The organism is Aeromonas sp. INTO2 (genome assembly GCF_049860605.1).
Lineage (GTDB): Bacteria > Pseudomonadota > Gammaproteobacteria > Enterobacterales > Aeromonadaceae > Aeromonas > Aeromonas caviae.
Map to the genome: position 1 here is coordinate 4,063,293 of NZ_CP187588.1, position 25,695 is coordinate 4,088,987.

General features: G+C 63.2%; 26 protein-coding genes and 1 pseudogene. 7 read left to right on the forward strand and 20 right to left on the reverse strand.

Annotated elements, in window-relative coordinates; genetic code table 11:
* Positions 1-72 precede the first annotated feature (72 nt).
* From ACPW74_RS19210 to rph, 9 genes are all read right to left on the reverse strand, one after another.
* Positions 73-681: a thiol:disulfide interchange protein DsbA/DsbL gene (locus tag ACPW74_RS19210; protein ID WP_279982155.1), complete on the reverse strand. Its 609-nt coding sequence runs from the start codon at positions 679-681 to the stop codon at positions 73-75.
* A 209-nt stretch (positions 682-890) separates the two neighbouring features.
* Complete coding sequence (locus ACPW74_RS19215; RefSeq protein ID WP_279982156.1) at positions 891-1,880, reverse strand: serine/threonine protein kinase; 990 nt, start codon at positions 1,878-1,880, stop codon at positions 891-893.
* Positions 1,881-1,954: 74 nt separating this feature from the next.
* On the reverse strand, positions 1,955-3,403 hold the full coding sequence (gene ccoG / locus ACPW74_RS19220; RefSeq protein WP_279982157.1) for a cytochrome c oxidase accessory protein CcoG: 1,449 nt from the start codon (positions 3,401-3,403) through the stop codon (positions 1,955-1,957).
* 197 nt (positions 3,404-3,600) lie between these two features.
* A complete protein-coding gene (locus ACPW74_RS19225) occupies positions 3,601-3,864 on the reverse strand; it encodes a YihD family protein (RefSeq protein ID WP_010676098.1) in 264 nt (87 codons plus the stop codon).
* A 30-nt stretch (positions 3,865-3,894) separates the two neighbouring features.
* Positions 3,895-5,049, reverse strand: coding sequence for a GGDEF domain-containing protein (locus ACPW74_RS19230; protein ID WP_039039690.1), 1,155 nt, complete (start codon positions 5,047-5,049; stop codon positions 3,895-3,897).
* A 153-nt stretch (positions 5,050-5,202) separates the two neighbouring features.
* Positions 5,203-5,592 carry a Cu(I)-responsive transcriptional regulator gene (gene cueR, locus ACPW74_RS19235; RefSeq protein WP_010676100.1) on the reverse strand — a complete coding sequence of 130 codons (390 nt, stop codon included), beginning with the start codon at positions 5,590-5,592 and terminating at the stop codon, positions 5,203-5,205.
* Complete coding sequence (locus tag ACPW74_RS19240; RefSeq protein WP_104452101.1) at positions 5,589-8,018, reverse strand: heavy metal translocating P-type ATPase; 2,430 nt, start codon at positions 8,016-8,018, stop codon at positions 5,589-5,591. The genes cueR and ACPW74_RS19240 overlap by 4 nt, the downstream gene beginning before the upstream one ends.
* A 179-nt stretch (positions 8,019-8,197) precedes the next feature.
* Positions 8,198-8,851 carry an orotate phosphoribosyltransferase gene (gene pyrE, locus ACPW74_RS19245; RefSeq protein WP_010676102.1) on the reverse strand — a complete coding sequence of 218 codons (654 nt, stop codon included), beginning with the start codon at positions 8,849-8,851 and terminating at the stop codon, positions 8,198-8,200.
* Positions 8,852-8,925: 74 nt separating this feature from the next.
* The gene (gene rph, locus ACPW74_RS19250; RefSeq protein WP_010676103.1) at positions 8,926-9,642 is read right to left on the reverse strand and encodes a ribonuclease PH; all 717 of its coding nucleotides are present in this window, start codon (positions 9,640-9,642) and stop codon (positions 8,926-8,928) included.
* Positions 9,643-9,788: 146 nt separating this feature from the next.
* On the opposite strand from rph, the gene ACPW74_RS19255 reads away from it, so the two are divergent.
* Positions 9,789-10,652: a YicC/YloC family endoribonuclease gene (locus ACPW74_RS19255; RefSeq protein ID WP_270807409.1), complete on the forward strand. Its 864-nt coding sequence runs from the start codon at positions 9,789-9,791 to the stop codon at positions 10,650-10,652.
* A 183-nt stretch (positions 10,653-10,835) separates the two neighbouring features.
* Here ACPW74_RS19255 and ACPW74_RS19260 read toward each other — a convergent pair whose 3' ends face one another.
* The 3 genes from ACPW74_RS19260 to waaF form a co-directional block, all read right to left on the reverse strand.
* Positions 10,836-11,714: a DMT family transporter gene (locus ACPW74_RS19260; RefSeq protein ID WP_279982173.1), complete on the reverse strand. Its 879-nt coding sequence runs from the start codon at positions 11,712-11,714 to the stop codon at positions 10,836-10,838.
* A gap of 111 nt (positions 11,715-11,825) precedes the next feature.
* Positions 11,826-13,094 (reverse strand): lipid IV(A) 3-deoxy-D-manno-octulosonic acid transferase, encoded by a 1,269-nt coding sequence (gene waaA / locus ACPW74_RS19265; protein ID WP_279982176.1) that lies wholly within the window; start codon positions 13,092-13,094, stop codon positions 11,826-11,828.
* Between the two features lies 1 nt (position 13,095).
* The gene (gene waaF, locus ACPW74_RS19270; RefSeq protein ID WP_160838224.1) at positions 13,096-14,193 is read right to left on the reverse strand and encodes a lipopolysaccharide heptosyltransferase II; all 1,098 of its coding nucleotides are present in this window, start codon (positions 14,191-14,193) and stop codon (positions 13,096-13,098) included.
* 339 nt (positions 14,194-14,532) lie between these two features.
* On the opposite strand from waaF, the gene ACPW74_RS19275 reads away from it, so the two are divergent.
* Positions 14,533-15,309, forward strand: coding sequence for a glycosyltransferase family 2 protein (locus ACPW74_RS19275; protein ID WP_010676108.1), 777 nt, complete (start codon positions 14,533-14,535; stop codon positions 15,307-15,309).
* Positions 15,310-15,649: 340 nt separating this feature from the next.
* On the opposite strand, the gene ACPW74_RS19280 is transcribed toward ACPW74_RS19275, so the two are convergent.
* Positions 15,650-16,693 carry a glycosyltransferase family 9 protein gene (locus ACPW74_RS19280; RefSeq protein ID WP_010676109.1) on the reverse strand — a complete coding sequence of 348 codons (1,044 nt, stop codon included), beginning with the start codon at positions 16,691-16,693 and terminating at the stop codon, positions 15,650-15,652.
* 221 nt (positions 16,694-16,914) lie between these two features.
* Here ACPW74_RS19280 and coaD point away from each other — a divergent pair, with 221 nt between their 5' ends.
* Positions 16,915-17,397, forward strand: coding sequence for a pantetheine-phosphate adenylyltransferase (gene coaD / locus ACPW74_RS19285; protein WP_045522755.1), 483 nt, complete (start codon positions 16,915-16,917; stop codon positions 17,395-17,397).
* Between the two features lie 74 nt (positions 17,398-17,471).
* Here the strand turns inward: coaD and ACPW74_RS19290 are convergent, their stop codons facing one another.
* The 6 genes from ACPW74_RS19290 to radC form a co-directional block, all read right to left on the reverse strand.
* Positions 17,472-18,344 carry a VirK/YbjX family protein gene (locus ACPW74_RS19290; protein ID WP_160838236.1) on the reverse strand — a complete coding sequence of 291 codons (873 nt, stop codon included), beginning with the start codon at positions 18,342-18,344 and terminating at the stop codon, positions 17,472-17,474.
* Between the two features lie 176 nt (positions 18,345-18,520).
* Entirely contained in the window at positions 18,521-19,333 is an 813-nt protein-coding gene (gene mutM, locus ACPW74_RS19295; protein ID WP_425858441.1) for a bifunctional DNA-formamidopyrimidine glycosylase/DNA-(apurinic or apyrimidinic site) lyase, read from the reverse strand.
* Positions 19,334-19,347: 14 nt separating this feature from the next.
* A complete protein-coding gene (locus tag ACPW74_RS19300) occupies positions 19,348-19,803 on the reverse strand; it encodes a hypothetical protein (RefSeq protein WP_041212007.1) in 456 nt (151 codons plus the stop codon).
* Between the two features lie 90 nt (positions 19,804-19,893).
* Complete coding sequence (rpmG, locus tag ACPW74_RS19305) at positions 19,894-20,061, reverse strand: 50S ribosomal protein L33 (protein ID WP_005323752.1); 168 nt, start codon at positions 20,059-20,061, stop codon at positions 19,894-19,896.
* 11 nt (positions 20,062-20,072) lie between these two features.
* On the reverse strand, positions 20,073-20,309 hold the full coding sequence (rpmB, locus tag ACPW74_RS19310) for a 50S ribosomal protein L28 (RefSeq protein ID WP_005307492.1): 237 nt from the start codon (positions 20,307-20,309) through the stop codon (positions 20,073-20,075).
* A gap of 136 nt (positions 20,310-20,445) precedes the next feature.
* Complete coding sequence (gene radC, locus ACPW74_RS19315; protein WP_039040991.1) at positions 20,446-21,120, reverse strand: RadC family protein; 675 nt, start codon at positions 21,118-21,120, stop codon at positions 20,446-20,448.
* Positions 21,121-21,267: 147 nt separating this feature from the next.
* On the opposite strand from radC, the gene coaBC reads away from it, so the two are divergent.
* The 4 genes and pseudogenes from coaBC (at position 21,268) to ACPW74_RS19335 (ending at position 25,017) form a co-directional block, all read left to right on the forward strand.
* Complete coding sequence (gene coaBC, locus ACPW74_RS19320) at positions 21,268-22,470, forward strand: bifunctional phosphopantothenoylcysteine decarboxylase/phosphopantothenate--cysteine ligase CoaBC (RefSeq protein ID WP_042879081.1); 1,203 nt, start codon at positions 21,268-21,270, stop codon at positions 22,468-22,470.
* A gap of 77 nt (positions 22,471-22,547) precedes the next feature.
* The gene (gene dut, locus ACPW74_RS19325) at positions 22,548-23,006 is read left to right on the forward strand and encodes a dUTP diphosphatase (RefSeq protein WP_324041000.1); all 459 of its coding nucleotides are present in this window, start codon (positions 22,548-22,550) and stop codon (positions 23,004-23,006) included.
* A 71-nt stretch (positions 23,007-23,077) separates the two neighbouring features.
* Positions 23,078-23,785 (forward strand): annotated as a pseudogene (slmA, locus tag ACPW74_RS19330) (nucleoid occlusion factor SlmA).
* A gap of 395 nt (positions 23,786-24,180) precedes the next feature.
* The gene (locus ACPW74_RS19335; protein WP_039040993.1) at positions 24,181-25,017 is read left to right on the forward strand and encodes a mechanosensitive ion channel domain-containing protein; all 837 of its coding nucleotides are present in this window, start codon (positions 24,181-24,183) and stop codon (positions 25,015-25,017) included.
* Between the two features lie 116 nt (positions 25,018-25,133).
* Here the strand turns inward: ACPW74_RS19335 and ACPW74_RS19340 are convergent, their stop codons facing one another.
* Positions 25,134-25,322 carry a holin gene (locus tag ACPW74_RS19340; RefSeq protein ID WP_201902076.1) on the reverse strand — a complete coding sequence of 63 codons (189 nt, stop codon included), beginning with the start codon at positions 25,320-25,322 and terminating at the stop codon, positions 25,134-25,136.
* Between the last annotated feature and the right edge of the window lie 373 nt (positions 25,323-25,695).

The window sequence follows — 25,695 nt, forward strand, 5'->3', positions numbered from 1 at the left end:
TTGCATGGCCCTGATAAACAAAAAGCCCGCCGGTTTGCACCGGCGGGCTTTTTTTCACGAGGTCAGTCTGGATCAGTCTTTCTTCGCCAGCAGGAATTGCACCAGCTGGTTGAACTGTTCCTGGGAGGTGATGGATTCGATTTTCACCATGTACTTGCCGTTCACCAGGAAGGCCGGCACACCGCGCACATTGTAGCTCTCGGTGTTGCGATCGAACTGGGAGACCATGCCGGAGACGGCGAAGCTGTCGACGGCACCGTCGAACTCCTCGGCCGGCACGCCATTGTCCACGAAGACCTGCTTCACGTCGGCGCGGCTCTGGGGGATCTGGCGCTGGGTGTGGATCTTGTCGAAGATGGCCGGGGTCAGCTTGCCTTCCACGTTCAGCAGATTGGCGACGGCGTAGGCACGCTGCATCTCGGGGCCCATTTCACGGCCCAGGAAGGCCACCGGGTTCTTCTTCATCGGCACGCCTTCCGGCAGGCTCTTCTTCAGATCCTCGGCAATCGGCTCGAACTTGGCGCAGTGCGGGCAGAAATAGGAGAAGAACTCCATCACTTCCGGCTGGGTGCTGCCGGTCTGGCTGACCACGTCATAGTTGACACCTTCCTTGAATTGCGGGGCGGCGTGAACCATGGGGATCATCAGCATGGCAGCGAGGAAAAATAGTACTTTTTTCATGACGTTTCCTGTTAAGGGATCACTGTGAGGCACGCCCGGCGAACCGAAGCAGTCCAAGCCTATTGCCTCACCCTCGTGCCGTCAATGGCAAAGGCAGACAGGCGGGACCGCCATCCCGCCTCCCACGGGCACCTTGCCGCTGTGGCAATGGTACGAGCAACACCACCAGCGGACGCCCCGTGGTGTGGCGATCTGCCGGGTTCACACCCCTACCACTGCGGCATCAGGCTGAGCGGCGGGGCCTTCAATGCCTCGATCTGATCATGCAGGGTCGCAATCTGCTGGCGCCAGTAGTGTTCGGTGTTGAACCAGGAGAAGTGGCGGGGGAAGGCGGGATCTTCCCAGCGTCTTGCCAGCCAGGCCATGTAGTGGACGATGCGCATGGCACGCAGCGGCTCGATGAGCGCCAGCTCCCGCGGGTCGAACTCCATGAACTCCTCATACCCCGCCAGCAGGGTATCGAGCTGGATCTGCTGCTCATGACGCTCCCCGTTCAGCATCATCCAGAGATCCTGGATGGCGGGGCCGGTGCGGCAATCGTCGAGGTCGACAAACAGGGGGCCGTCACGCCACAGGATGTTGCCCGGGTGGCAGTCCCCATGCAGGGAGATGCGCGCCACATCCAGGGTCATGGCGTCGCATACGTGCCGGATCAGCTCGTCCAGCACCCCGAAGAAGGACTTGGCCAGCCCGCTCGGCAACCACTCGCCTGCCGCCAGCAACTGACGCGGCTCGTGCAGCATGCTCTCCACATCCAGCGGAACCCGGTGATGAAAGGCATGGCTGGCACCGACGCTGTGGATGCGGCCGAGGTAACGCCCCACCCACTCCAGCTGGTCCAGGTTGTCCACCTCGAACTGACGCCCCCCGACGCTCTGCCAGATGGCAAACGGGTAGCCCTGATGGTCCAGCAGGGTCTCGCCGGCAAAGGCAATGGGAGCGGCGACCGGGATCTCAGCTTCACAGAGGCGAGCGGCAAACGCGTGCTCTTCCAGGATCTGTGCCCGGCTCCAGCGACCGGGGCGGTAGAACTTCACCACGTAGCGACGGCGATCCTCATCCTGGAACTGATAGACGCGGTTCTCGTAACTGTTGAGCTCGATAAGGCCGGAGTCGATGCGCAAGCCGCTGAGATCGATGGCATCCATGATGAGATCGGGATTGAGGTCGGAATAGTTGAAACGCATGTCATCCACCATAGAAAAGGGGCGCTGTTGCGCCCCATTCTATCACCACTGTCTGCCGTTGCCGTGCATGGCGGTGCGCCTTGCCGTCACAACCTGCTGATAAACTTGCTCGGTTGGCGCAAGGTCCCCTTGCTGTCGTCCGGCGCCGCGCCTTCCCGCTTGAGCACGAACTGGACGTCCAGAGTGGGGCGCTTCAGGTTGAAGGGATCCACCGCCAGGCTCACCGGCAGGGTATAGATCTCGCCCGCCTTCAGTGTCACCTCGCGGGGTCCGAACCACTGGTACTCCGGCAGCCCTTCCACATCCAGCCGGTAGGTCTGGGAGTTCAGGGTCTTGTTGAGGATCTTCAGGGTATAGGTGTTCTCGATGAGCCCCTCGCTGTTTTCCCGGAACAGCTGGTTGCGATCCCGCAGGATGTCGAGCCCCATGGGCATGATGGACATAGCGTTGTAGACGAAGACCCCCAGCATGACGACCATCACCAGGCCATAGCCAATCAGCTTGGGCCGCGCCACCTGGGTTTCACTGTGGGCCAGCTTGTGCTCGGTGGTGTAACTGATGAGCCCTTTCGGATACCCCATCCGCTCCATGGTCTGGTCGCAGGCGTCGACACAGGCGCCGCAGTTGATGCACTCGTACTGCAGACCGTCACGGATGTCGATACCGGTCGGGCAGACCTGCACGCAGAGGTCGCAGTCGATGCAGTCCCCCAGCCCCAGAGCCTTGGGATCGGCCTTGCGACCACGGGCGCCGCGGGTCTCGCCACGCTGGCTGTCATAGCCGACGATGTAGGTGTCCTTGTCGAACATGGCGGACTGGAATCGGGCATAGGGGCACATGTGGATACACATGATGGCGCGCATCCAGCCGGCGTTGCCATAGGTGCAGGCGGCAAAGAACAGCACCCAGAAGATAACCCAGCCTCCCGCCTGCAGGGTGAAGAAATCGGGCACCAGGTGGAAGACATCCTGGAAGTAGGCGACGAAGGTCAGCCCCGTGCCCAGCGACAGCAGGATCCAGGCCAGGTGCTTGGCGCCCTTCCGGGCCAGCTTCTCGCCGCTCCAGGGCGCCGCATCCAGCTTGCGACGCTTGTTGGCGGCCCCTTCCAGCTTCTCCTCGAACCAGATGAACAGGAAGGTCCACACCGTCTGGGGACAGAGGTAGCCGCACCAGACCCGGCCCAGGAAGGTGGTCACAAAGAAGAGGGCGAAGGCCGCGATCATGAAGACCCAGGCCAGCAGGGTGAGATCCTGCGGCCAGATGGTGGCACCGAAGATATGGAACTGCTGGTGCTCCAGATCGAACAGCACCGCCTGACGGCCGTCATAACGCAGCCAGGGCAGGAGGACAAAGAGCGCGACGAAGAACCAGCCCATGGCCTTGCGCACCCGCTGCCAGTAGCCGGTCTGGGAGCGGACATAGATGCGGTTGCGGGGGTTGAACCTGTCATCTCCCGCCTTGAAGGTGTTGGGATTGAAAGTCCCGGTGACGTCACCGGTCACATCCTTGATGTCGATCTTGTCCTTGTCGGCCATTGCAACACATCGCTCCACTCATATTGTTATGAAAGCGATTATATCTTAAACAACCTGCTAATTGTGTGGGTTAAATGTATCTATAGTTCGAGTCCCGTCGCAATTTCAGGCAACAAAAAAGGCCCATAGCCAGTTGACTATGCGCCTTTTCACAGATTCTCTTGAAACCTTTCTCTGATGGCGATGTGACGGCCGGATTACTTGATGCCGCGGGCCTTGAGCAGGGCCTCCTTGAAGTCGGGCACGTGATCCTTGGCCAGCCCCGGGATCATCGCCTGCTTGTCGGATTCCCGCATCTTGAGGTGGTAGATCAGCATGTCGTCGGTCAGTGCGGACAGGGGACCGTCAAATCCCGCCTCCTCGGCCAGTTTGGCAACAAACTGCACCAGGCTGAGATCCTGCTCCTTGATCCAGGCAGGCTGCAGCAGTTCCAGCAGCTCTTCGATACGATGACATTGCATAGACGACCTCTTTAATCTGTCTTGTGAAACTCAGGCAACCTTACCCATCAAGGCTACTTCGATACGATCCCGGCCATTATGCTTGGCCTGATAGAGCGCCGCATCCGCTTTCTGGATAAGCTCGGCAATGGAGTGATGCTGATCCGGCACCAGGGTCGCCACCCCGAAGCTGCAACTGACCCGCCCCGAGACCCGGGATTTGTGGTGGGGAATGCCGAGGGCTCGTAACGAGGTACGCACCTGCTCGGCGATCTGCATGGCCCCCTGCAAGGTGGTGCAGGGCAGCAGCAGGGCGAACTCCTCTCCGCCGTAACGGGCAGCGAGATCGTCTTCCCGCCGCAGCACTTCGGCCAGCAGGCTCGCCACCTGCTGCAGGCACTGGTCCCCCACCTGATGACCATAGTGATCATTGAACTGCTTGAAGTAGTCCACATCCACCAGCACCAGAGAAAGAGGCGCCCTGGCACGGTGGCAGCGACGCCAGGCGCGCGCCAGGGAGTCGTCGAGATGGGCCCGGTTGGCGATGCCGGTCAGACCGTCGAGGCGGGACGTGAGCTTGAGGTGCTCGGAGACCGCCTTCAGCTCGGCCACCAGATCCGCATTGGAAAAACTGTGGTAGAGAGAGGCCACCTGATCCCGCCGCAGGCGCCGCAGCAGGGTGGGCAGAAAGACGAACAGATACCCCGCCAGCATGCAGGAGACGATACGCTCCTGGGTGTTGCCGCCACTGAGCTCGAACAACATGGCAAACCCGAGGGGCAGCACGGCCCCATAGAGGGTACGACGGCTGCCGAACAGCATGATGGCGCTGCCGGTCAGGATCAGGCTGGAGAGCATCATCATGGCGGCACGATAGGTGTCGGGCAGCTTGTCCATATAGAGCAGCACGCCCAGTGCCCAGACGATGGAGGTGATGGTCACCCCGACAAAGAGTTCGCGCTCGAGCACCGGCAGCGGAAGCTCCGCCAGCCTGGGCTGGCGCCAGCGCAAATGCCACCAGCGCCCCAGCAACAGCAGCAGGACCAGACCGAGCCAGCCCAGCGACTCGCTGGCCGGCAGGTAATCGTGGAACAGCAGGCTCCAGCTGATCGCCAGCAGCCCCAGGCAAGGCAGGCTGAAGGAGGCGTGGGTATAGAGCTGGACCATGATGGCCCGCCGCACCTGATATTTCACACTCTGTGTCAACTGGGTACTCCCTGTACAAGAGCCGCACAGTTTAACACTCCCCTTTCCTGCTCAACAATCAATCGACCGCTATTAAGCTGCCACTCAGCGCGTCCTCTCCCGCACAGGCCCCGACAGACCCTTTTCTGCAGGGTCGAATGGCGCAGCCCTCCCTCACCCTTTCTCCAGCTCGTCGAGGATGGGGCACTGGGGATTCGCATCTCCGTGACAGCAGCTCACCACCTCCTCGAGGGCGCTGAGCATGGCTTGCAAACCGGCGATGCGGGAGCGCAGATCGACAATTTTCTCCTGGGCCAGCTTCTTCACCTGGGCACTGGTTCTGTGCTCGTCCCGATAGAGCGCCAGCAGCTCCTGACACTCCTCCAGATTGAAGCCGGTCTCCCGCGCCCGCTTGACGAACCGCAGCTCCCGCAAGGAGGCATCCGTATAACTGCGATACCCATTGTCGCTGCGGACCGGCGACGAGATGAGGCCGATGCTCTCGTAGTAGCGGATGGTCTTGGCGGTCAGGCCGGTGGCCTTGGCGACCTTGCTGATGTTCATGAATGACTCCTTTGGGATTCAGATGCACGCAGGCTGCCCGCCCGGGGCTGCCAGCGCTTCAATAACAGGGAATTGCTCAAGACGGTGATGCTGCTCAGGGCCATGGCCGCCCCCGCCAGCTCGGGACTGAGGTAACCCAGTGCCGCCAGCGGAATGCCGATGATGTTGAACACGAAGGCCCAGAACAGGTTCTGCTGGATGGTGCGCCAAGTGGCCGCCGAGATGTCGATGGCATCGGCCACCAGCCGCGGATCAGACCGCATGAGGGTGATGGAGGCGGTCTCCATCGCCACGTCGGAGCCGGAGCCCATGGCGATACCCACATCCGCCGCCGCCAGCGCCGGGGCGTCGTTCACCCCGTCTCCCACCATGGCGACCAGCCCGCGGGTTTGCGCCCGCAGCGCCTCGACTTTTTCCACCTTGCCGGCTGGCAGCACGGAGTCAAAGGCCCCGTCCAGCCCCAGTTTGGCGGCGATATGGGCCACCGGCGCCGGCGCATCTCCGCTCACCAGCCAGCTGGCGATGCCGCGCTGGCGCAGGGTGGCGATGGCATCCGGGCTCTCGGGGCGCAGGGTATCGGCCAGCGCGGCGATGCCAGCCACCACGCCGTCGATGGCCACCCAGACCCGGGTCGCGCCGTCGGCAGGCTGTTGATCCTGCGCGGGCACCTCAATACCGAGCTGGGCCAGCAGGGATCCATTGCCGATGGCGACTGCGTGACCGGCGACCTGACCGACAATACCGGCACCGACCCGCACCTCGACCGCGTCGGGCTGGGGCAGCATCGCCTCTTTGCCGACCGCCTCGCGCATGGCCAGCGCCAGCGGGTGTTCGCTCGCCTGCTGCAGAGCGGCAGCGAGGCGCAGTTGCTCATCGTTGCCGCTCCAGCTCGCCAGCACGGGCCTGCCCTGAGTGAGCGTACCTGTCTTGTCGAAGATGAGCGCCTTGATGGCGTGGGCCTTCTGCAGGGTATCGACATCTTTTATCAGAATGCCGTGGCGCGCCGCCACCCCGGTACCGGTGACGATGGCCGCCGGCGTCGCCAGCCCCAGCGCACAGGGACAGGCGATCACCAGCACGGCTACCGCCGCCAGCAGCGCCTGACCGAAGTCGCTGGTGATGGCGTACCATACCAGCAGGGTGAACAGGGCGATGGCCATCACCACCGGCACGAACACGGCGGAGACCTTGTCCACCAGCTGCTGCAACGGCGCCTTGCCCATCTGGGCGTTCTCCACCAATGCGATGATCTTGCTGAGGCTGGAGTCCTCCCCCACCGTGGTGGCTTCAATTTCCAGCACGCCGGAGCGGTTGATGGCGCCGCCCAGCACCTTGTCGCTCTCACCGCGCGGCACCGGCAGGCTCTCGCCGGTGAGGATTGACTCGTCCAGCTCGCTCTCGCCGCTCACTATTCTGCCATCCACCGGCACCCGCTCCCCCACCAGCACCAGCAGCCTGTCGCCGCGCAGCACCTCGTCGATGGCGACGCTCTGCCAGCGCTCGCCGCGCCAGACGGTGGCGGTTTCCGGCCGCAGCGCCATCAGTTCGCGAATGGCGGACTGGGTGCTGCGTCTAGCTCGCGCTTCCAGCAACTTGCCGAGGGAGATCAGGGTAATGATGATGGCGCTCGCCTCGAAATAGAGCTGGCCGCTGGCAGCCATCCCCAGCGTCAACAACAGATAGAGACTGTAGAAGTAGGCGGCGCTGGTGCCGGTGGCCACCAGCACATCCATGTTGGCGGAGCGGTTCTTGATGGCGAGCCAGGCGCCGCGATAGAAGCGGGCCCCGATCCAGAACTGCACCGGGGTGGCGAGCAGCAGCTCCAGCCAGGCGGGCAGATGCCAGGGGAACAACCCGGCCATGGCCAGCATCCCCACCAGCAGCGGCAGGGTAAGCAGCGCCGAGACGATGACCCGGGTTTGCGCCTGACGGGCGCTGGCGGCCTCCTGCGCTTCCCGCGCCAGCAACTGCTGGCGGCGGCCGCTGGCCGAGCCCTGCGCCAGTTGGGCGCCAAAGCCGAGGGCCTCGATCTGCTCGCGCAGGGCCGCTGGCGTCTGCATCCCGGGTACCAGCACGATACGAGCCTGCTCGATGGAGAAGTTGACGTCGGCGGAGATGACGCCGGGCAGCGCCGCCAGCATCTTGTTCAGGCGGGCCGAGCAACCGGCACAGGTCATGCCGGTGATTTGAAACAATATGGTCTCACTGCCGTAGTCATAACCCTGCGCCTTGATGCTCTCCAGCACCGCCGGCAAACGATCGGGGCTGGCAAGGTCGATGGCGGCTTGCTCCAGTGCGAAGTTGACGGTCGCCTCGACCCCCTCCAGCTTGTTGAGGGCGGTCGTGATGCGGCCGGCGCAGTTGGCGCAGCTCATGCCGCTCAGCGGCAACTGCAGATGAATGGGTGATTGAAGATGAGTGGTCATGTTGTTCCTCCCCGGAACCCGTCGGCACCACAAAACGCCGACTGGCAAACCCTAACCTTTACTGTAAGGGTAAGCTCAAGCCACATGATCCACTTTTTGCAGATGGAAAAACGGCGCCCGTTTGCTGCCAGAGAACAAACGGGCGCCGCCTTCAACTATTGCGCGGTATACGCGGCGGCTCAGATACCGTACTGGGCGCGGTAAGCCTTCATGGCGGCCAGTTGCGCCGCCAGCTCCGGCTGTTCGGCCTGCTTCTCTTCCAGATACTGGATCAAGTCGCTCATCTGGATGATGGCGATGATGTGAGCGCCGTAGTCACGCTCCACTTCCTGAATGGCGGAGAGCTCGCCCTTGCCCTTCTCCTGACGGTCCAGCGCGATCAGCACGCCAGCCAGGGAGGCGCCGTTGGCCTGGATCAGATCCATGGATTCGCGGATGGCGGTGCCGGCAGTGATGACATCGTCCACCAGCATGATGCGCCCCTTGAGCGGGCTGCCCACCAGATTGCCACCCTCGCCGTGATCCTTGGCCTCCTTGCGGTTGAAGCACCAGGGCACGTCCACGTCGTGCTGCTCCACCAGCTGCACCGCGGTGGCGGAGGCGATGGGGATCCCCTTGTAGGCCGGGCCAAACAGCACGTCGAACTCGATGCCGGCATCCATCAGGGCGGCGGCGTAGAAGCGGCCGAGACGGGCCAGATCGCGGCCGCTGTTGAACAGGCCGGCGTTGAAGAAGTAGGGGCTTTTACGACCGGATTTCAGGGTAAATTCACCGAATTTGAGGACCTGTTTCTCCAGGGCGAACTCGATAAATTGACGCTGGTAGGCTTTCATTCTGGCTCCTTGCTTGGCTTGTCGTTTACTTGTGTGGGGTATAAAAAAACGCGGTCAATGCCGCGTTTTTAAAATCATGCAAGTGACTGCTTCTGCAGCGCAATGATGTCGGCGATGCCGCCCTTGGCGAGGGCCAGCATGGCCAGCAGCTCCTCGTGGGTGAAGGGTTCGGCCTCCGCGGTGCCCTGCACCTCGATGATGCGACCATCTTCGGTCATCACCACGTTCATGTCGGTCTCAGCGGCGGAGTCTTCGATGTACTCCAGATCGCAGATGGCCTCCCCTTCGAACATACCGACGGAGACGGCCGCGATCATCTGCTTGAGCGGGCTCTGTTTGATCAGCCCCTTCTCCACCATCCAGTTCAGCGCATCCACCAGCGCCACGCAGGCCCCGGTGATGGCGGCGGTGCGGGTACCACCGTCGGCTTGCAACACGTCGCAGTCAACGGTAATGGTGTGCTCGCCCAGGGCACTCAAGTCCACCGCCGCGCGCAGGGAGCGGGCGATCAGACGGGAGATCTCCAGGGTACGGCCGCTCTGCTTGCCGGAGGCCGCTTCGCGGTTCATCCGGGAGTGGGTGGAGCGCGGCAGCATGCCGTACTCGGCAGTGACCCACCCCTGCCCCTTGCCTTTGAGGAAGCGCGGCACGCTGGTGTCGACGCTGGCGGTGCAGAGCACGCGGGTGTGGCCGAATTCCACCAGCACGGACCCTTCAGCATGCTTGGTGAAGTGGCGGGTGATGGTTACCGGACGCACCTGGGCGGCGCTGCGATCGCTGGGACGGGACATGGGACTGACCTCTGGGCTGGCTGAATTGGCGCAGGAGTATAAGCGATCGCTACTCAAATATCAGCCGCTAAAACCACCTCGTCGGCTGACGGAGCAGGCCAGGCTGAGTATACTGGCCGCACACTTCATCAAGCCCGGAACAATCAATGATTCACAGCATGACCGCCTACGCCCGCAAGGAACTCAAGGGCGACTGGGGCACAGCCGTTTGGGAAATTCGTTCGGTCAACCAGCGCTATCTGGAGACCTACATTCGCCTGCCGGAACAACTGCGCAGCCTGGAGCCGGTTCTGCGTGAGCGCTTCCGGGCCAAGCTGCAGCGCGGCAAGGTGGAGTGCAACCTGCGCTTCGAGGCCGCCCAGGCCGCCGCCAGCCAGCTGCACATCAATGAAGAGCTGGCCAAGCTCATCATCGAGAGCGCCAACTGGGTGATGAAAGAGGCGGGCCAGGGCCAACTCAACCCGGTCGACGTGCTGCGCTGGCCGGGCGTCATGGCCGCCGCCGAGCAGGACATGGACGCGGTCGCCACCGAACTGATGGGCGGTTTCGACTTGACCCTGGACGACTTCCTCGCCTCCCGCGCCAGTGAAGGGGCCAACCTCAAGGCGCTGATCGAGCAGCGTCTGGCCGGCATCCAGGTGGAAGTCACCAAGGTGCGCGCCCACCTGCCGCAGATCATCGAGTGGCAGCGCCAGAAGCTCACCGACCGGCTGGCCGAAGCCAAGGTGGAGCTGGATCCGGCCCGCATCGAGCAGGAGATCGTGCTGCTGGCCCAGAAGATCGACGTGGCCGAAGAGCTGGATCGTCTGGAGATGCACATCAGCGAAACCAACAAGATCATGAAGAAGGGTGGCGCCTGCGGCCGTCGCCTCGACTTCATGATGCAAGAGTTCAACCGCGAGTCGAACACCCTCGGCTCCAAATCGATCAACGCCGAGGTGACCCAGTCCGCCGTCGAGCTGAAGGTGCTCATCGAGCAGATGCGCGAGCAGATCCAGAACATCGAGTGATCTCCCTCATCGATGCACCAGCCCCCGCCACCCGGGGGCTTTTTTATGCTCGTTTCCCGCAGCGCTCAGCCGCCTGACTGATGGCAGGCTCGAGCAAAGGGAGCCCGACATGTGCCATCACGCAAAGAGGGTCTGCCATGCAGACCCTCTCCTTCTTTTTGATCCATCCCCCACCGGTGCAGGCTAGACCGGTGACTTCAGCCTTCGGCTGCGCAGCAGCAGGGGGAGCTGGTAGAGCACCAGAGCGCCCAGCACCAGGCCGACGCCGGCCAGCTTGGCGGGGCCCAGCGGTTCGTCATAGAAGAGGGTGCTTAAGATCAGGGTCCAGACCGGTTCGAGCAACATCAGCAGGGCGGCGTGGGCCGTGGTCATCCGGCTCAGGGCGTGGGTGAGCAGCCAGTAACGCAATGTGGTGGCGATCAGGACGCTGGCCGCAAACCAGCCCCAGATGCCAGTGCCGATGCTGGCGGGCCACTGCTCGGTCAACAGGGAGAGCAGGGTGCCGAGCAGTCCGGTCACCGCCAACTGGATGCAGGTGAGCCAAGTAGGGGGAATGGACTGGGCGAAGTGGCGGTGCACCGCGAGCTGGACCCCCAGAGTGGCGGCCGCCGCCAGAAACCAGAACAGGGAGAGTGACACACCCCAGTGGGTGCTGCTGGAGAGCAGCAGCAGGCCAGCCACGGCGACGGGCAGGGTGAGCCAGTAGTGGCGGCCCGGTCTGGCCTTGAAGGTGGCCCAGGCGGCGAGCGGCGCCATCAGGGTGGCCACGCTCATGATGAAGGCGCCGCTGCCGAGCGCATCGCTCTGGCTGATGGCGGTAACCCAGAACAGCAGGCTGGCCCCGAGCAAGGTGCCGCACCCGGCGGCACGCAGCAGTTGTGAGCCATTGGGGGGCGGCTCGCGCAACCAGGCGAGCGGCAACAGCAGCAGGGCGGCCAACAGGAAGCGGCTGCCGATAAAGGCGGCGGTGGGCAGTTCGCGAATCGCCTCTTTCGAGAAGAGCCAGCCAGCGGCGGCCAGCAGGGTGACCAGTATCATCAACAGCAGGGGAGCGCGGTTCATCGGGGCATCACAGGGTCAGGGGCAAAGGGCAGAGCATAAAGGAAAGAGGCGCGGATTGTCTCCCGGGGTTTGGCAGACATGCTGGCGGGGCGGCCACCACGCCGCCCCGCCTCAGTCGTCACTTTCCAGGCTGGCGAGGCAATGGGAGAGGGTGCGCGCCAGCGCCCCCTGGTTGCGCAGCACCACGGCGCGGGCCTGCTCCCCCATCTCGCGGCGAGCAGGGGCATCGCCGAGCAGGGTGCTCACCCGGTGGCCGAGCGCCTCGGCGTCCGCCACCACGGCAGCCCCACCCTGGGCCACCAGCTGGCGGGTGATGTCGCTGAAGTTGAAATAGACGGGGCCGGTCAGGCAGGGTTTGCCCAGCGCCGCCGGTTCCAGCAGGTTGTGACCGCCCACGGGCACCAGGCTGCCACCGACAAAAGCGAGATCCGCCGCCGCCAGCATCAGTGGCAGCTCGCCCATGGTGTCACCCAGGTAAACCTTGTCGCTCTCGCCGACCGCACTGCCCGCCGTACGCCGCACGCAACCGTAGGGGGCGCACAGCTCGGCCACCCGATCGAAACGCTCGGGATGGCGCGGCACCAGGATGAGCAGGGCGGAGGGATGTGCCTTGAGCACCCGATCGAAGGCGGCCAGCACCTGCTCGTCTTCCCCCTGGTGGGTACTGGCGGCGATCCAGACAGGTCGTGTCTCCCCCAGCTGCTGGCGCAGGGCGCGGCCCCTGGCCTGTACCTCGTCGCCAAACTGGATGTCGAACTTGATGGAGCCGGTCACCGCCAGCCGGTTGCGCGCTATGCCCAGCCGATGGAAGCGATCCGCATCGTCCTGATGCTGGCAGAGCAGGTGGGTCAGCGGGCGGCTCAGGGCATCGAAGGCGCCCTGGAAGCGACCATAGCGCTGACAGGATCGCTCCGAGAGGCGGGCATTGAGGATGGTCACTGGCAGGTGCCGTGCCTCGCAGGCCGCCAGCCAGTTCGGCCACAGCTCGGTCTCCATCACCCAGAGGGCGCGGGGCTTGACGGTGCTCAGAAACGCCGAGACGGCCCAGGGATAGTCGAGAGGCGCATAGCGGTGCACCACCAGATCCCCTAGCTTGGCCGCCTGTTCAGCGCCGGTGCGGGTGGTGGTGGTGAGCAGGATGGGCAGCTCGGGGCGCTCGGCCTTGAGGGCGCGGATGAAGGGGGTGATGGCCAGGGTCTCCCCCACGCTCACCGCATGGATCCAGAGGGGAGACTCCTGTCCGGTCGGCGGCAATCGTCCCAGATGCTCGGCCCAGCGCGCCCCGAAGCCTGGCTTGCCTTTTTTGGGCTTGTAGAGCGCCAGCAACGCCAGGGGCAACCCCAGGTGAATCAGCAGGTTGTAGAGCAACCGGTAGATCATGCTAGCTATTACCTGGTTCAGCAGCGGAGGATTCCACCGGCTGCAGCACTATGGTCAGATCTGCCGTTTCCCCACGCTCCAGCCGATTTCCCGCCTCGATGACCTGTTCCGGCATTAGCTCGATCAGGCACTTGAGGTGGCCGAACTTGCAGGTGCGCTTGAAGCAGGGGCGGCACTCGATGTCGGTGTGGACGATCTCGACCCTGTCCGCCAGCGGTGGGGTATAGAGGGGCGAGGTGGAGCCATAGACGCCGATCAGCGGCCGGTTGAGGGCGGCCGCCACGTGCATCAGGCCCGAGTCGTTGGCAATGACCCGACCGGCCAGCGCCATCAGGTCGATCGCCTCGTGCAGGCTGGTCTTGCCCGCCAGCACGTGGCAGTTGGGGCGCGACAGGGGGTTGATCCGATCGCGGATGGTGTTGGCCACGTCCACGTCCTTGCCCGAACCGAAGATCCACACCTGCCATCCCTCGTCGAGGTGCTTTTGCGCCACCACGGCGTAGTGCCCTTCCGGCCAACGTTTGGCCGGGCCGAACTCGGCCCCCGGACAGAGTACCAGCACGGGGCGGGCACGATTCAGGCCGAGCCGCTCCAGCGCCTTGCCCTGGTTGATGAGATCCACGTGCAGGGAGGGATGGGGAATAGCGGGAATGTCGTCCCGACTCTTCATCTGCCCCTTGGGGTAGGCCAGAGCCACATAGCCTTCCACCATCAGCGGGAAGGCCTGCTTGTTGCTGCGCATGTCGTTGAGCAGACCGAAGCGGTGCTCCCCCTTCCAGCCGGTGCGCACCGGGATCCTGGCAAACCAGGGGATGAGGGCCGACTTCATGGAGTTGGGCTGGATGATGGCCTGATCGTACTGCTCCGTGGCCAACTGCTTGCCAAGGCGGCGGCGTGCCCCCAGCTTGAAGTCACCGTGGCCAAGCGGCATGGGGATGGTCTTGTCCACCTCGGGCATGCGCTCCAGCAGCGCAACGCACCAGGCCGGCGCCATCACATGGAGCTCGCTGCCCGGGTGGTTGCTCTTGAGCGCCTTGTAGAGGCTCTGGGACATCACCATGTCGCCGACCCAGGAGGGGCCGATCACCAATATCTTCATCGCGCGTCTTCTCTCGGGACTGGCCCGGCTGTTGATCATTACTGGGCGAGATTATGCCCCAAGAAAGGCCGAAGAAATAACAGAAGATACCCGTCTGCTCCCGCAAACCGCCTCCCTGGCAGGATCTGCTCCCCCGCGCATCCCTCCTGAGGCCCTCTTCGACCCGGACACGGCGTGCCCTGGGCCACCGACTGCCGGGTAGCAGAGATCCCCCTTCCCCCGCATTCAAAAGCGGGCCCACCGGGCCCTCGGGTCATGCCCCGCGCGAGGTTTTAGGCTAGAATGGGCGCCAATCCGAGCATGACCCGCCCGCCGGGCACCAACAAGAGTCCCTTGCCTGTGAAAAAACCGACCCTGGCGGCCGTCCTGATCGTCAAGAACGAAGCCGACAACCTCCGTGCCTGCCTCGCCTCCCTCGAAGGCCTGGCGGATGAAATCGTCATCCTGGACTCCGGCAGTCAGGATGACACCCCGGCCATCGCCGCCGAATTTGGCGCCCGCTTCTTCGTCAACACCACCTGGCCCGGTTTCGGCCGTCAGCGCCGCCTCGCCCAGTCCCATGTCCAGTCGGAATGGGTGCTGTGGCTGGACGCGGACGAGCGGCTCACCCCCGAACTCAGGGAAGCCATCCAGGGGGTCATGGCCAACCCGGCCAGCGACACCATCTACTCCATCCCGCGCCTCTCCTGGGTGTTCGGCCGCTTCATCCGCCACAGCGGCTGGTACCCGGATCGGGTGCTGCGCCTCTACCCCAAGGCGCTGACCGGCTACAACGAGGCGCTGGTACACGAGAAGGTGGAGGTGCGCGCCAACATGAAGATCGTCAACCTGCAGGGCGACCTCCTCCACTACACCTACCGGGATCTGGAACACTACCTGGTCAAATCCGCCGGCTATGCCCGCGCATGGGCCGATCAGCGCACCGCCCGCGGCAAGAAGGGATCCCTCGGCCAGGGACTGGTCCACGCCGTCGGCTGCTTCCTCAAGATGTACCTGCTCAAGGCCGGTTTCCTCGACGGCAAGCAGGGCCTGCTGCTGGCCATCCTCTCCGCCCACTCCACCTTCGTCAAATACGCCGATCTCTGGGTTCGCCAGCAGCCCCAGCAGCCGAAATAGGGCATCGCGCCTCAAACATCCCATTAATCACTCACCCCTTATTCCAGCGGGACAAGGGGCGAACCCCATTGCCATGGAGCGGGCGCAGCCCTCGCGGGGCCGCTCACGGCGCAAACCCGGGCGCCACGGACGAAAACTGGCCGCTATAAGCCGAATGCATGGATATTGGCAACATGACCCGACTCCGGCTTATACCGACAGGTTTCCCCTGCCCGGAGCCCGGGCAGGCCCATCAATGGGCTGTCGGGAGCCACGCCCGGTCGGCCGGTCTGCCTGCAGGGCGCATCCCCATACAAGAGAGGGCCCCGCGGGACCCTGTCTGTATGTTCTGTGTGCGCTCTCAGCGCTCGGCGCGCCAGAAGGGCGGGGCCCAGCGGGCGATCTCTGCCGCCATGGCCTTGGGATCGAGCTGGCTCATGTCCTCCGGGTGGTCACTGTCTTCCGGCGGGCTGAAGGGCAGATGGCGCCCCTCGCCGTTGAGCGGCCGCCAGCGCAGCGGCGTCGCCGAACGGTGTGCCGGGAAGAAGCCGACGGTCGGCACGTCCATGGCCGCGGCGATGTGCAGGGGGCCCGTGCTGCCCGCCACGAACAGGGCGGCGTTGGCCATCACCTGGCAGAACTTCGGCAGCCCCTCGTCGGAGCGATAGATCCAGCCGTTGCCCCCATGGGCCAGCAGTTCGGCCGCCAACTGCTCCGCCTTCCCCTCCTCCCCCGGGCCTGCCGTCAGCACGCACTGCAACTCGGGACAGGCCTGGTTGAGCTTGATGATGAGGCGCGAGTACTGCTCGATGGAGAGGTTGTTGGCCGAGCCACCGCTGCCCGCATGCACCATCAGCCAGGGGCGGCTGGCGTCGAGCCTGAGACGGGCGGCGACCTGCTCGCGCACCTGCAGCAGGCTCTCGGGGTCGAAGCCGAGGTAGGGGCCCTGTGGCTCTACCACGGTCTGATGCTGATCGGCGAGGAAGCGGCGCACCAGATCCAGGTTGTATTCGTACTCCGGCTTCTGGGAGCGGGAGCGGCGCTGCACCAGGCGCTGGTTGTAGAGCACCTGGGCCAGCTTGGTGGCCGGGGCCAGCCGGTAGGGAATATGCGCCTTCCACACCAGCTTGGCATTGCGGGTGTTGGAGAAGAGGCAGATGGAGGCATCGAAGGCGGCCGCCTTGATACGCGCCAGCAGGGCGCGTTGCTGCTCCTTGTCGGCCCGGGCACCCGGATCCAGGATGATCTCGTCGATCCAGGGGCAGAGGCGGGCCAAGGGCGCCGTGTAGGCGGGAACCAGGGCAGTCACATGACACTCCATGGAGCGCTTGAGCATGGCAAAGCTCGGCCACGCCAGCATGAAGTCACCAATCTTGTCATTGCGGACTACCAGAATACGTTTCATAAAAAATCCCTATGCTCCCTGTCACCAGCGAAGGAGGCTTGATGCGCGATGCGGGTATTCTTGCCTGATGCAGGGCGATTCTCAAGCGAAGACACCACGGGGCCCCGATTTGTGCGACCCCGGCCGCCGATCAGCGCCAGAAATCCGCGCCATCCCGGTCGCGACAAACCGACAACAACCCCTATAATGCGACCAGTTTTCCGGTTTCAGGAATCAGCAGCATGACCAACAAGGTAATCTATCCCGGCACCTTCGATCCCATCACCAACGGCCATACCGATCTCATTGGCCGCGCCGCCAGACTGTTCGACGAGGTGGTGGTCGGGGTGGCCAACAGCCCGAGCAAACGGCCGCTGTTCGATCTCGAGGAGCGCGTTCAACTGGCCCGGCAGGTGACGGCTCACCTGCCCAACGTCAAGGTGGTGGGCTTCTCCGGCCTGCTGGTGGATTTTGCCAGGGAGCAGCAGGCCAACGTGCTGATCCGCGGCCTGCGCGCCGTCTCCGACTTCGAATACGAGTTCCAGCTCGCCAACATGAACCGCCGCCTGATGCCGGAGCTGGAGAGCGTCTTCCTCACCCCGGCCGAGGAGAACTCCTTCATTTCCTCCACCCTGGTGAAGGAGGTGGCGCTGCACGGTGGCGACATCCACCAGTTCGTCGACCCCCTGGTGGCTCAGGCCATTGCCGCCAAGCAGCAGCGCTAATCCCCTCCCCTGATGGGCCGAAACGAACAAGGGCTACCCGCGGGTAGCCCTTGTTGCATCAACGCACTGCACGCCTAGCCGTGGGCAAACTGCTGGCGGATCGCCCGCTCCAGCCCGTCCAGCCACTCGTAGCGACGCCGGTACATGGCCCGCTTCTTGGCGGCCACCTCCTCCAGCGGCTTGCGCACCACGGGTTGCAGCCGCACGAAGTTGGCATCCTGATCGAGGGCGCCAAACTCCTGCCACAGCTCGTCGTAGTCCGCCTGCAGGCAGGCTTTCTTCTTCTTGCTGTACCGTCTTGCCTGGAAGATGTGGGCCTTCATGCGCACCGCACAGACCCGGTGGGCCCCCATGGCCCCGGCCAGCGCCATCACCAGCATCACCACCAGCGACTTGGGTCTCAGACCCTGACCCGCCCGGGTCAATGCCCGCACCTGCTCCTGGGGCTGCTCGACACAGGGCTCCGGCCCCTGCACCGACCCGATCACCAGGGCCAGCTCCTGTTCGCTGCCCGCCAGGGAGAAGGCACAGCTGTAGAGTCGCTCCCCCCGCGCGTTGACGATGGAGAGCGCCAGCTCCGCCTCCCGGCGGAAGGTGCCGTCGTGACGCAGCACGATGCGCCAGCCGCCATCGGGATAATGGCCCAGCACTATCCCCTCCCCCAGATAGAGCGGGTCGATGAGCTCGGGGTACAGGCCCAGCAGCAGGCGGTAGTGATCCTCCACCATCTTGACCCGCTGGTTCACCGTCGAGCAGGCGAAGCGATAGGGGCGCATCGGCTTGTCGAGCAGCTCGGGGTGGCGGGCGGGAAGCGCCCGCAGGGGGGCGCTCTGGAACAGCTCGAATACCCGGTTCAACTGCGCACGGTAGAGCAGACTGCGCAGCAAAAACTTGCCGCGATTGAAGGTCTTGCGGGCGCTGTCTTCGGGATAGAGGAAGCGGGCCATATCGTGGGCACAATAGTGTCCCTGCCGGGATAACTGTTCCCAGTCTATTGATTTAGCTGTCATTTTATTACCTCGCAGCCTGAACTGGCGAGATAGTAGTCATGGGCTGACGCCGCATCAACAGACCGGAAATACTCTCTTACAACTTGGCCGGTTCCGGCTCAAAAATCCCTCTTTCAGCGTTGGCAGTGGGAGCAGAACACCGTGGTTCGCTGGCCCATCTTCACCTCGGTGAGCAGGGTATGGCAGTGGAAACAGGGCTGCCCCCCGCGGCCATAGACCTGCAACTGCTGGACGAAATAGCCCGGCTTGCCGTCGGCGCTGGTGAAATCCTTGAGGGTGGTGCCCCCCTGGCGAATGGCTTCGGCCAGCACCCGTTTGATCTCGCTCACCAGGGTGCCCAGCCGCTCGGCGCTGATGTTGCCCGCCGCCCGCCTGGGATGAATGCCGGCGGCATAGAGCGCCTCGTTGGCGTAGATGTTGCCCACCCCGACCACCACGTGGTTGTCCATCAGGAACTGCTTGATGGCGGTGCTGCGCCCCTTCGCCCTCTCCCGCAGGTAATCGGCATGGAAGGCATCGGTGAGGGGTTCCGGCCCCAGCTTGACGAGCAGGGCATGGGCCTCGGCCGGTTCGCGGGTCCACAGCAGGGCGCCAAAACGGCGCGGATCGTTGAGCCGCAGCAGCTTGCCGTTGGCCAGCTCGATATCCACGTGATCGTGCTTCTCGGCCGGGGTGCCGATGTCCAGCACCCGCAGGCTGCCGGACATCCCGAGATGCAGGATGGCGGTGCCGAAGTCGGTCTCCAGCAACAGGTATTTGGCGCGGCGGCTGACGCGGTGGATGACGAGATCCACCAGCTCCTGGATCTCGCCGGGCACGGGCCAGCGCAGGCGGCCGTCCCGCACCACCACGCGGGTCACCTTGATGCCGGTAAGCCAGGGGGAGATGCCCTGGCTGCTGACTTCGACTTCCGGTAATTCAGGCATGGGCGATCTCTCGTTCAGGGAATGGGACGCATCAGGTCACGGTATTGCGCCTGACTCAAGCTGAGCCAGGTCGAGGAGGGCAGCAGGGCGGCAAACTTGCCGTCGTCCTGATAGAGCCCGACTTCCACCGGATCGCTCTGTCCGGCGATCCAGATCTTGAGGGTCACCGGGGTGCCGCGCACGGGCTCGCCGGGGGGCAGCAGCCAGCCTTGCCACGCCTCGATGCGGGCCGCCAGCTGGGTGCTGCCAAGCCCCAGATCCGGCGCGCTGCGCCAGCCCTGGCCGATACGCTCTATCTGCCAGCTCGGCCCCTGCCAGGTCAGCACCACGGCACTCTCCGGCAACAGCGGACGCGCGCGTTTGGCACTGTTCTCCTGCTGGGCCTGCTCCAGCCGGTGCAACAGGGTAATGACGATCAACACGACCACGATGATCACGTTGTTCCAGCCTTTGCGGCTCAGTTTGAACATGGCTAGCCTCCCTTCGAATCGGCAGTGTACTGAATTCCAGCCATAAAAAAACCCGGCACGAGGCCGGGTTTTTGCAGCGAAACCAAGTAATTACTTGATTTTGCCTTCTTTGTAGATCACATGCTGACGAATCACGGGATCAAATTTCTTGATCTCCATTTTTTCGGGCATGGTGCGCTTGTTCTTGGTAGTGGTATAGAAGTGACCAGTACCGGCGCTGGAGTTCAGGCGAATCTTATCGCGAATACCTTTAGCCATGATCTAATTCCTTATACCTTAACGCCGCTGGCACGCAGTTCAGCCAGAACCACTTCAACGCCGCGCTTGTCGATGATACGCATGCCTTTTGCGGATACGCGCAGGCTCACGAAGCGTTTTTCACTCTCAACCCAGAAACGGTGAGTGTGCAGGTTCGGCAGGAAACGACGCTTGGTAGCGTTGTTAGCGTGCGAACGGTTGTTACCAACTGCCGGGCGCTTGCCGGTTACTTGGCATACTCTAGACATGTCAGTCTCTCCAAATCTTACTTCATTGCTCGAGCAAATATCTGCCCCGCTGGCCTTCGATTGCGGGGCAAACAGAAGGCGGCATTTTATACAGCATCCGTGATCAAAGATCAACTAATACAGTGCCAGAGCCCAGTCACAACCAACCACGCTCTGCGAAAGAAACCGTGATGCCATCACCGATCACCAGGTGATCAAGCACTCTGATATCGACCAGGGCCAGGGCGGCCAGGATCCGATCCGTGATCTGGCGGTCCGCCCGACTGGGCTCGGCCACGCCGGACGGGTGATTATGCGCCAGAATCACGGCGGCTGCATTATGTTTGAGCGCGATCTGCACGATTTCTCTGGGCCAGACGCTCGCCGAGTCGAGGGTGCCGTAAAAAAGTTCGACAAACCGGATGACCCTGTGCTGGTTGTCGAGCAGCAGCAGGGCGAACACCTCCCGCCCCCGATCCCGCAACTGGGCTTGCAGAAAGTCACGGGTGAGCCCTGGCGAGGTGAGCGCCTCTCCCCGTTGCAACTGTTCGGCCAGATGGCGCCGCCCCATCTCCAGCACCGCCTGCAACTGGGCATACTTGGCAGGTCCCAGCCCGTGAGCGCCACAAAAATCCTGCTGCTCGGCTCCCAGCAGTGCCCGCAGGGAACCAAACTGCTGCAACAACTGGCGGGAGAGATCCACCGCACTCAACCCACTGACCCCGGTGCGCAGGAAGATGGCCAGCAGTTCGGCATCGGAGAGCGTCGCCGCCCCTCGGCGCAGCAGCTTTTCCCTCGGGCGCTCCTCTTCTGGCCACTCCTTGATGCTCATTTGTCTCTCCCTCATTGCTATTGAGAGAAAACATAGCAAAGAATCCCGCGAGCCCGACCACAACTCCCCCATGTCAGCCTCTGTCGCCACCCATTGCCTGTGCTATCTTAGCCGACCAGTCAGAGTGAGCCGGAAGAGAAGCAGCAGATGAGATTGGCCGATAAACGCATCCTGTTGGGTGTCAGTGGCGGGATCGCCGCCTACAAGAGTGCCGAACTGGTACGTCGCCTGAAAGATCAGGGGGCCGAGGTGCGAGTGGTGATGACCCGCTCCGCCAAGGAGTTCATCACCCCGCTGACCCTGCAAGCCGTCTCAGGCCACCCGGTGGCCGACAGTCTGCTGGACCCGGCTGCCGAGGCGGGCATGGGCCACATCGAACTGGCCAAGTGGGCCGATCTGGTGCTGATCGCCCCCGCCAGCGCCAACCTGATGGCCCGCATGGCCGCCGGCATGGCGGACGAGCTGCTCACCACCCTCTGCCTTGCCACCCCGGCGACTGTCGCCCTGGCGCCAGCCATGAACCAGCAGATGTACCGCAACGCCGCCACCCAGGCCAACCTCCAGACCCTCGCCGAACGCGGCATTCAGCTGTGGGGGCCGGATTCCGGCAGCCAGGCCTGCGGCGATGTGGGCCCGGGCCGGATGCTGGATCCCCTGGAACTGGTGGAACGCTGCTGCCAGCAGCTCGCCGCCGAGCCACTCCTGGCAGGCGTCAGGCTGCTGCTCACAGCCGGGCCGACCCGCGAGGCGCTGGATCCGGTGCGCTATATCAGCAACCACAGCTCCGGCAAGATGGGCTACGCCATCGCCCGCGCCGCGCGCGAAGCGGGCGCGGAGGTGACCCTGGTGAGCGGCCCGGTGGCACTGGCCACCCCGGCCGGCGTTACCCGCATCGATGTGGAGAGTGCCCTGCAGATGCACGAAGCGGTGATGAGCCGGGTCGGTGAGTGCGACCTCTTTATCGGCTGCGCTGCCGTCGCCGACTACCGTCCCGCCCAGGTGGCCGAGCAAAAGATCAAGAAGACCGGCGACAACGACCAAATGCAGCTGACCCTGGTCAAAAACCCCGACATCATCGCCGATGTGGGGGCGTTGTCAGACAAACCCTTCACCGTCGGATTTGCCGCCGAAACCGTGGATGTGGAACAATACGCCCTCGACAAACTTCGACGTAAGCGGCTGGACATGATCGCCGCCAACGATGTGTCCCGTGCAGGCCAGGGCTTCAATGCCGATGACAACGCCCTGACCGTCTTCTGGCAAGGGGGTCAAGCCGCCCTGCCCCTGGCCGATAAGCTGACGCTGGCCCGTCATCTTGTCGCCCTGATTGCACGCCATTATCGACCCTGAGCCCATTGAACATGCCGGGAACCCGCAGGCTCCCGCAGTACCACCCGATCGCCAGGCGATCCAATTGAAAAAGATTCATGACGACACAAATTGAACTGAAAATCCTGGATACCCGCATCGGCACCGACTTCCCGCTGCCCGCCTACGCCACACCGGGCTCCGCTGGCATGGACTTGCGCGCCCTGCTGGATGCACCGTTGACCCTGGCCCCGGGTGACACCGCGCTGGTGCCGACCGGGCTGGCCATTCACATCCAGGATCCGGGTCTGTGCGCCACCATCCTGCCCCGCTCCGGCCTCGGCCATAAGCACGGCATCGTGCTGGGCAACCTGGTCGGCCTCATCGACTCCGACTACCAGGGTCAGTTGATGGTCTCGGTCTGGAACCGTGGCAACGACAGCTTCACCATGCAGCCTGGCGAGCGCATCGCCCAGCTGGTGATCCTGCCGGTGGTACAGGCCAGCTTCCAACTGGTCGACGAATTCAATCAGAGTGAACGGGGTGAAGGCGGGTTTGGTTCTTCTGGTCGTCAATAACAAGACCACACGGCCCCCTGGGGCACGTGCCAAATAATAGAATCAAGCCATTGTTTTTTTTAGGGGAATCCATGGCAAGCAGTAACCAGAAACAGAGTCGGCGCGATCAGATCCTGCAGGCACTCGCCCACATGCTGGAAACCAGCCCGGGCCAGCGTATCACCACGGCACGCCTCGCGGCCGAGGTGGGCGTGTCCGAGGCGGCCCTCTACCGGCATTTTCCCAGCAAGGCGAGGATGTTCGAGGGGCTGATCGACTTTATCGAGGATTCCCTGCTGTCACGGGTCAACCTGATCATGGCCGAAGAGAAGGACACCATGGCCCGCTGCCATCACATACTGCAGCTGCTGCTGGTGTTCGCCGAGCGCAACCCCGGCATCACCCGCATTCTCAATGGCGATGCCCTGCTGGGCGAACACGATCGGCTGCGGGATCGCATCAGCATTCTGTTCGACAAGCTGGAGACCCAGATCAAGCAGGTACTGCGCGAGAAACGGCTGCGGGAAGGCCAGGGCTTCCAGCTCGACGAGACCATGCTGGCCAACCTGCTGCTGGCCTATACCGAGGGCCGCATCAGCCAGTTCGTCCGCTCGGAGTTCAAAATCAAGCCCACTGCAGGCTTTGAAGATCAGTGGCAGTTTATCCGCAGCCAGCTGCTGCAAAGCTGAGCCAGCAGACCGCATCAACCAATGCACGTCCGCTCCGAGTTCAAAATCAAGCCCACCGCCGGGTTTGAAGATCAGTGGCAGTTTATCCGCAGCCAGCTGCTGCAAAGCTGAGCCAGCAGACCGCATCAACCAATGCACGTCCGCTCCGAGTTCAAAATCAAACCCACTGCCGGCTTTGAAGATCAGTGGCAGTTTATCCGCAGCCAGCAGCTGCAAAGCTGAGCCAGCAGACCGCATCAACCAATGCACGTCTGCTCCGAGCTCACAATCAACCCCACCGCCGGGTTTGAAGATCAGTGGCAGTTCATCCGCAGCCAGCAGCTGCAAAGCTGAGTGCGCACATGCCGAGCGTCCCTGCGCCAGCAGGGTTGTGAGAAAACGGGAGGCCTTGGCCTCCCTTGCTTTTTGTGGCACAAAAGAAGAGACAAGCACCAGATGCGACCCAGCTTGTCGCGCTCAAGTGTTAGATTCATCTGCCATAAATCTTCACACCAACAGGACATCCTATGGAACCCGAGATCATTACCGAAGCACAGACCTGGCTGACCAACAACCAGGGACTGATCATCGAGTATGCGGTCAACATCGCCGCCGCCCTGATCACCCTGCTGGTCGGTTACATTGCCGCCAACCTTCTCAGCGGTGGCGTGGTCAAGGTGATGCAGACCCGCAAGCTGGACACCACCGTCACCCACTTCGTCGGCAGCATCCTCAAATACACCATCCTGGTGTTCGTAGTGATCGCCGCCCTGGGCCGGGTCGGGGTGCAGACCGCCTCCTTCGTCGCCATTATCGGTGCCGCCGGTCTGGCCATCGGTCTGGCGCTGCAGGGCTCTCTCTCCAACTTTGCCGCTGGTTTCCTGCTCATCATCTTCCGCCCCATCAAGGCTGGGGAATTCATCGAGGTGGCAGGCACCAATGGCGTTGTGCAATCGGTCCAGCTCTTCACCACCACCCTCACCTCGGGTGACAACAAGATGGTGGTAGTGCCCAACTCCGCCATCCTCAACGGCACCATCGTCAACTACTCGCGCATGGATACCCGCCGCGTCGACATGACCTTCGGCATCGGCTACGGCTCGGATCTCCGCAAGGCCAAACAGATCCTGGAGCGGCTGGTGAGCGAAGAGCCCCGCATCCTGAAGGAGCCGGCAGCCACCATTGCCGTTGCCGCGCTGGCCGACTCCTCAGTCAACATCGTGGTGCGTCCCTGGGTCAAGACCGGTGATTACTGGGGTGTCTGGTTCGACTTCCACGAGAAGGTGAAGCTCACCTTCGACGCCGAGGGCATCGAGATCCCCTTCCCCCAGCGTGTGGTCCACATGCAAAAGACGGCGGATTGATCCTCGGTGTGCGTTCTCCAGTGCCAGCCTTCGGGCTGGCACTGTCGTTTCTGCCTTCTGTGACATGAAAAAAACCGGCCACAGGCCGGTCTTGCGCACCAGATAGCACTGCGTTCTCACCCCAGCCGACATGCGACCCGGTTGAGCAGGGGCTGCATCAGCACATAGCCCCCCAGCACGGCTCCGATCACCGCCAACACGCGGATCTCCAGCGTCGGCGCCGCATTGGCCAGCGTCAGGGTCAGCAAACCGATGAGGCCGGTGGCGATCAGGCTCAGGGCAAACAGGGATAACAGGGCTTTCATCTCGATCTCCTCATTCCACACCATTGATTCCATACCTTGGCCATCCCTGGGAGATCTCGTCCATTCGGCTCATATGGTAGCCAGCGTCTGTTGCCCACCATTTGCGCCTGCTCAAAAAACCGTCCGATGAGCGTCTGTTGAATACCCTTTGATCTGTCACGCCAGCTTTCCAGAGCCACGGCCGCGCTCCCCTTGAAATGAAAGCCTTTTCAACCCGAACAAGCATGCGCGAACGCAAGATCCCGGGGTACTGAGTGACTCATAATCGCACTGTTTTGGTTGTACACTCCCTCGTTGCAGACAATTGGTAATGCTCTGTTACACGGGGCGCACGGAGTGCCCGGTATAATGCTCGCATAATAAGGTTTGGCGG